The sequence below is a fragment of the Psychrobacter sp. FME5 genome (genome assembly GCF_014861375.1).
Taxonomy (GTDB): Bacteria; Pseudomonadota; Gammaproteobacteria; order Pseudomonadales; family Moraxellaceae; genus Psychrobacter.
In genome coordinates, this window is the sequence record NZ_RRYX01000132.1 from 1 (window position 1) to 6,972 (window position 6,972).

Sequence of the window (6,972 nt, forward strand, 5' to 3'; positions counted from 1 at the left end):
CTATAAATTTAATACTATGTTTTGCCCCTTTAAGGGCATAAATCTGGTATCGTTCACCTAGGCTTAGATGTGTATAGTTCATGGTTGCAATCTCACTTTGGTCGGTGGATAAAAACTTTGATGCTAGCGCATCTAGGTCTTTTTTTCACCTCACATTTGGTATTGCACTTCATGTGTTAATCTAAGAGTATTTTAACTATACTGTTTCAGATAAAAAGTTACTAAGTAAAAAGGCGCAAATCGCTAGGTTTATAACTGCGATTTGCGCCTTTTTTAGTTTTAACCTAGTGATTTTAACCATCTATTTATTGATAGGTAATAAGTATCAAACTAAGGTGATGGGTTTGGTTGCTGGGTATGTACTGCTTCGATAGCGGCTAATACATCTGAGCTCAAGGTTAAATTTATACTATCGATATTGGATTGGAGCTGATCGGTACTGCTCGCGCCAATGATATTACTGGTGACAAACGAGCGCGAATTGACAAAAGCCAATGCCATTTGTGCCATATCCAAACCCGCATCAGCGGCAATTTTGGCGTATTGAGCGGTGGCTGACTTTGCTTGCTCATTGGTATAACGCGCAAAGCGCTCATATTTGGTCAGGCGCGCCCCTGCTGGTCGTTTACCACCGAGATATTTACCAGATAATACGCCAAAACCTAGCGGCGAATAAGCCAGTAAACCAACATTTTCACGATGGGCAATCTCTGCCATGCCGACTTCGTATAAGCGGTTTAGCAAACTATAAGGATTTTGCACAGTGATGGGTGCAATCAAACCGTTTTTATCGGCTTCCCATAAGTAGCGCATCAGTCCCCACGCGGTATCGTTCGATAGGCCATAAGCACGAATACGACCTTTTTTAATTTCATCATTTAACGCTTGAATGGTTTCCAAAAAAGGCGTTAAATCCTCTAACGATTGTGCCGCCATCGCTTCGTTATAACCGCGCTGACTAAAGAAGTTCGCTTGCCGTTCAGGCCAATGCAGCTGATAGATATCGATATAATCAGTTTGCAAACGCTCAAGATTGCCATCGATGGCGCTGCTGATTTGCTCAGCGGTATAACGCGTTTGCCCCTCACGTAAAAAGTCCATCGGTGACATTTTGCTGGCAAGAATAACCTTGTCGCGCTGTTTGGTCTTATGGAACCAAGTGCCCATAAAGCGTTCGGTATCGCCTTGCTTGTCTTTATCTGGCGGTGATGGATACATCTCAGCGGTATCCCAAAAGTTCACTCCTTCGCTGAGTGCCATATCCATCTGCGCGTGTGCATCGCTTTCGCTATTTTGCTGCCCCCAGGTCATTGTCCCCAAGCAAATTTTGGAGACTTGTTCATCGAGTTGTGGCAGTGTTTGATATTGCATCTACTTATCCTTTTTTATTCTATAGCCAATCCTATATAAAATGGCTACGGTGTCAGGCTTACTCAGTCTATTATTTGTAGTACTTTGATTTGCCTTACTTATGTCCAATTTATCTTGAAACGACTATGTTGTCAGCCGTTTTTAGTATTTACATCAGCTTTACACCAGTGACGCCCGATGGGGTGACTTTAAATACTTTGACCTTAAATAACACCGACTGACCTGCAAGCGGATGGTTGAAGTCAACTTCTACCTCATCGTCTTTGATGGCGCTAATCGTACCGGGTAGGGTGTTTTTACCTTTGTCTTCAAACTCAACCAGCATGCCAATTTCAGGATTGTCAGCAACCAATGCAAATTGGGTACGACTAAAATGCTGAATATTGTCAGGATTCCACTCACCAAATGCTTGCTCAGGCTCAAGGTGAGCCGTACGCGTATCTCCAGCACGTAAGTTCATCAACACTTGCTCAAAACCAGGCAATAAGCTCTCGTCGCCAATGGTCAATGACACTGGAGCGTCGCGGTTAAAGGTTGAGTCAATCACCGTACCATTTTCTAGCGATACTTCAAAATGTAGCTTCACAAGGCTGTCGTGTGTGATACGTATGTCTTCATTAGGGGTAATAAATTGAGAGTCGGTCATAATAGTAGCCACCTATTGCTGGAGTCGGGAATGGGTTGAGAACGATGTTAGAAATGATAAGCCATCTAAGAAAGGTTGTAAGCCTAAATAGTGTAACCCAAATAGTGTAATATATTTAGCAAATCTAATAGAGAGCGACAATATCGATGGCACATAAACAACAAGGTCGGGTGAAAAAGTGGCAAGATGATAAGGGTTTTGGCTTTATTGAAACCGAAACAGGCGAGACGGTGTTTTTTCATGTGAGCGAATTTAAAGCCCAGCGTCGTCCTAATATTGGTGAAGAGGTTGTTTTTAGTGTTGGGCAAGACAATCAAGGGCGACTGCAGGCAAAATCAGTGCAAGAGCTGGGCTTTATACAACAAAAAATGGCACAAAAAAATCAGAAAATCCGTCAGCGAAACCAAAAGCGTAGCGCGCAAGCAGAGTTTGAAGCAGGGCAAAAGAAACGTTTATTTCTTGGTGCTGGATTTTATGGGGTATTAATCTTACTGGTGGTCATGAACAAGCTAAGCTGGCTAGTCGTTGGTTGGTATGTAGCATTGGGCGTAATAACTTACCTCACCTACGCCAAAGATAAGGCTGCTGCCCAAAATGGTGATTGGCGAACACCTGAGATGACATTGCATATTATGAGCGCGCTTGGTGGCTGGGTCGGGGCGATGATCGCGCAGACTTATCTACGTCATAAGTCACAAAAGCCTGAGTTCCGCATGGCGTATTATTTGACGGTAGTCATTAATATGGCAGGATTGTTGTTTATATTAGCGGGCGGTGGCTTAGAAGCTTTAGCAGAGTGGCTGTAAAAAAATGCCTTCTTTCTCAATTTTTAAGAAAACCCTGCATAAACAATCCCCCAATACAGTTGTCTATATTGGGGGATTGATGACAAGTAGACTGTATTTTTAATATTATGCTTTAGCGTTACGCTTACCTTCCAAAAACAGCATATCAATGACAATCAATGCCACACCGATACAAATGCCAACATCGGCAATATTAAAAATCGGATAATGCCAAACGTCAGCATAATGAACATGGATAAAATCGATAACGTGACCATGGAGCAAGCGATCAATTAGGTTGCCAAGCGCGCCACCGAGTACTAGAGCCAACCCTGTGGATAGTAGCTTGGCTTTTCGCGGTACTTTAACCAAGTAGATGATTAAAAACAGCGACATGATCAAAGCCAGTGCAGAAAAGAACCATTTTTGCCAGCCGCCAGCATCTGATAGAAAACTAAAAGCTGCGCCGTAGTTATAAGCGAGCGTCCAGTTCAGAAATGGCTCAATGACAGGGACGGGGTCAAGGAAGTTTAGATTGGTTTCGGCGAGCCACTTGGTCCACTGATCTCCAATAAGTACGACCAGTGCCAACAGATACCAAGAAAACGCGCGACTGCCATTAGCGATCACTTTTGGGGTTTTATTCAAACGACCTTTAGGTATCGATGAGCTACCTGTGGTGGCATGGGCTGGCGTAGGCGAATTATCGACCTCGATATTCGGCTGCTTATTTTCTGCTGAATCCGCTGAGTTAGGCGTTAGGTTAGGCATAGTGACGCACCTCGCCATCGCCGCTGACGTTGGTTGCACAGCGAGCACAAAGTTCAGGATGTGTGCTATCGGTACCGATATCATCACGGATATGCCAGCAGCGTACACACTTGGTGCCAGTTGCTGCGCTCACGTCAACTACCAAGTCGACAGACTCATCGGCGCTACTATCAGCTTGCTCTGTTGTAGCTTCTTTATGAGCAGTAGGTGCCGCGCTCATTGGTTTTAACGTTGCGCTACTGGTAATAAGTACAAAACGCAGTTCTTCGCCAAGCTTGGCTAAGCTGTCATGCATCGCACCGTCCGCGTAAAGATTGACATCGGCAGATAAGTTAGCATTGATGATTTTTTCACCGCGCGCCGTTTCGATATGTTTATTGACGATATCTTTTGCTTGCATGATGCGTTGCCAGTCATCGTTGCTGATGGCGCTTAGCTCAAACTCTGGGAAGGTATACCATTCTTCAGTAAACACATAGCCTGCTTCGTTGCCGTTTTTACCTTCTAATACTTCCCATGCTTCTTGCGCAGTGAACGACAAAATTGGTGTAATCCAGCGGATCAAAGCATGGGTAATATGATAAATCGCCGTTTGCGCAGAACGGCGTGGCTGACCATCAGTTTGGGTGGTGTACTGGCGGTCTTTGATAATATCTAAATAGAAGCTACCTAAATCTTGCGAGCAAAACGCGGTGATATGCTGGGTGACTTGGTGGAAGTCCATCGCATCATAAGCACTAATGATTTGTGCTTGTACCGTTTGCGCGCGTTCAATGATAAATTTATCGAGGCTGACCAGCTCATTAATATCCACGCTATTGGTCACCGGATCAAAGTCATCGGTATTGGCAAGCAAAAAACGTAGCGTATTACGGATACGGCGATACATATCAATCGCCCCTTTAAACACCGTTTTACCAGCGCTCATCTCATAACGATAATCGCTCGATGCAATCCACAGACGCAGCATATCTGCGCCTGTTTTATTGATCTCGTCTTGCGGGGTAATGATATTGCCAAGTGACTTACTCATCTTGCGGCCGTTTTCATCGACCACAAAACCATGGGTCAATACTTGCTTAAACGGTGGGCGCTCGTACATGGCCTCAGAGGTCAGCAATGACGTCTGGAACCAACCGCGATGTTGGTCAGAGCCTTCTAAATACAAATCGGCTGGATTGGTCAGCTCGTCACGTTGTTCAAGTACGGTAAAATGCGTCGTACCTGAGTCAAACCAAACGTCTAAGGTATCAGTCGCTTTATCATAATCAGCGGCTTCGCTACCCAAGAAGTCTTCACAGTTGGCATCAAACCAAGCTTCCACGCCGCCTGCATCGATTTTTTGCGCCGCTACTTCCATCAGCTCTAGGGTATTTGGATGCAGCTCACCCGTTTCTTTATGGGTAAAGAAAGTAATCGGTACACCCCAAGTACGCTGACGTGAAATACACCAATCAGGGCGACCGGTCATCATCGCCTCAATGCGATTTTGCCCCCACGCTGGGGTCCAATTGACTGAAGGAATATCAGCAAGCGCACGCTCACGCAGACCTTTGGTTTCCATATTGATAAACCACTGCGGCGTCGCACGGAAGATAATCGGCGATTTATGACGCCAGCAATGCGGATAGCTGTGTTCAATCTTAGTATGGCTGATTAAGTGGCCGTTTTCATGTAAGGTGGCGATGATTTTTGGGTTGGCTTTATAGATATGCTCACCAGCAAATACTGCCGCACTTTCTAGGTAAACGCCTGTTCCACTCACTGGGTTTTCAACCGGTAAGTTATATTTAAGACCAACGATATAATCGTCTAAACCGTGACCAGGTGCCGTATGGACCAAACCCGTACCGCTATCGGTGGTTACATGGTCGCCTAAGATAAGTGGTACTTGGCGCTCTGCAATCAATGGATGTTGAGCACGTAAACCTTCGAGCTCGCGACCTGATACAGTCGCTAACATACCTTGATTGCTAAGTTTTAGCTCGCTTAAGGCAGTTTCAACTAAGTCAGTTGCTAATAGGAAGTTGCCCTTTTCAGTAGCAACTACACTATAATCATGTTCAGGATGTACAGCGATAGCTTGGTTAGCAGGTAAGGTCCAAGGCGTTGTTGTCCAGATAACAGCGGCAATATTGCCCTCTAGCTCAGCCAATGCGGCTACTTTTTCGATATCCAAAACATCGAAGCTAACATAGATAGCGTCAGAGACTTTGTCTTGGTACTCAACTTCGGCTTCAGCCAACGCAGAGCTACAGTCCAAGCACCAGTTGACCGGCTTCATACCGCGTGTCACATGACCGTTATCATGAATTTTGGCTAGCGCGCGTACGATGTTAGCTTCTTGGTGAAAATTCATGGTTAGGTAAGGGTTGTCCCAATCGCCAAACACACCTAGACGTTTAAAATCAGCTTTTTGTAGCTCAATCTGCGTGCTGGCATATTCACGGCACAGCCCACGAAATTCAGTCGCCGAAACTTTTTTCCCAACTTTACCGACTTTGGCTTCGACTTTTTGTTCGATAGGTAAGCCATGACAGTCCCAACCGGGCACATAAGGCGCATCAAAACCTGATAGCGTTTTTGATTTAACAATAATGTCTTTCAGTACTTTATTCACCGCGTGACCCAAGTGAATCTGACCGTTGGCGTATGGAGGGCCATCGTGCAAAATATACTTGGTCGCCCCAGCACGCGCCTGACGGATTTTTCCGTATACGTCGTCAGCTTCCCAAGCAGCAAGCCAATCTGGCTCACGTTTGGCGAGGTTGGCGCGCATCGCAAATGGCGTATCAGCAAGGTTTAGAGTGTCTTTATAGTCGTGGCTTGGTTTATCAGTACTTTTATCAGTCATAGAAGGTGTCTTTTAGAGTGGTGATTAAAATTAGAGTGGTGATTAAAATTGGATTAAAAGTGCGCTAAAAGCTAGCGGCAATATTAAAAGTCATACCGTTCAAGGCAATACAATTTAGGGCAAAATCGGGATTAATGCTTAGTAGCAGTTGTTTCTCCGGCTTATTATAAGGTGTCGTAAATAAGCGATGAACAACAATCCGCTGCTTATAAATTACTTATAAAATAGTCATGTCAATCATAAGTGCTAATAAGACGAATGCAACATAAAATACATCTAATAAGATAATGAGAACGTTTATAAAAATAACGTCAGCTATTATATGACAAAAACAGTGGGGTAAAAAGAGCTGTCCAGTATCGCATTTACAGCCACCAAAACCACTCACAAAATTTGTTTAACTAGGGCGTGTCATCAATTAAGCCAAACGACACAAGAAACTAAGTGAATGGCACTAAGGAAATGACTGGCTAACTTATCATAGCGAGTGGCAATCGCACGATACTGCTTAATCTTGGCAAAGAAGTTCTCTATTAGGTGCCTCG

General features: G+C 44.5%; 6 protein-coding genes. 1 reads left to right on the forward strand and 5 read right to left on the reverse strand.

What is annotated here, in order from left to right; translation table 11 throughout:
- Positions 1-330: 330 nt before the first annotated feature.
- Positions 331-1,371 carry an aldo/keto reductase gene (locus EI161_RS12685; RefSeq protein WP_192529709.1) on the reverse strand — a complete coding sequence of 347 codons (1,041 nt, stop codon included), beginning with the start codon at positions 1,369-1,371 and terminating at the stop codon, positions 331-333.
- 148 nt (positions 1,372-1,519) lie between these two features.
- Positions 1,520-2,017: an FKBP-type peptidyl-prolyl cis-trans isomerase gene (fkpB, locus tag EI161_RS12690; RefSeq protein ID WP_192529710.1), complete on the reverse strand. Its 498-nt coding sequence runs from the start codon at positions 2,015-2,017 to the stop codon at positions 1,520-1,522.
- A gap of 146 nt (positions 2,018-2,163) precedes the next feature.
- Here fkpB and EI161_RS12695 point away from each other — a divergent pair, with 146 nt between their 5' ends.
- On the forward strand, positions 2,164-2,823 hold the full coding sequence (locus EI161_RS12695) for a DUF1294 domain-containing protein (RefSeq protein WP_192529711.1): 660 nt from the start codon (positions 2,164-2,166) through the stop codon (positions 2,821-2,823).
- A gap of 105 nt (positions 2,824-2,928) precedes the next feature.
- Here EI161_RS12695 and lspA read toward each other — a convergent pair whose 3' ends face one another.
- The 3 genes from lspA to EI161_RS12710 form a co-directional block, all read right to left on the reverse strand.
- A complete protein-coding gene (lspA, locus tag EI161_RS12700; protein ID WP_192529712.1) occupies positions 2,929-3,573 on the reverse strand; it encodes a signal peptidase II in 645 nt (214 codons plus the stop codon).
- Complete coding sequence (gene ileS / locus EI161_RS12705) at positions 3,566-6,427, reverse strand: isoleucine--tRNA ligase (protein ID WP_192529713.1); 2,862 nt, start codon at positions 6,425-6,427, stop codon at positions 3,566-3,568. Before ileS ends, lspA begins: the two co-directional genes overlap by 8 nt.
- A gap of 414 nt (positions 6,428-6,841) precedes the next feature.
- Positions 6,842-6,972, reverse strand: a 131-nt coding sequence (locus EI161_RS12710; protein WP_192529714.1) for a transposase, incomplete at its 5' end; no start/stop codon positions are given.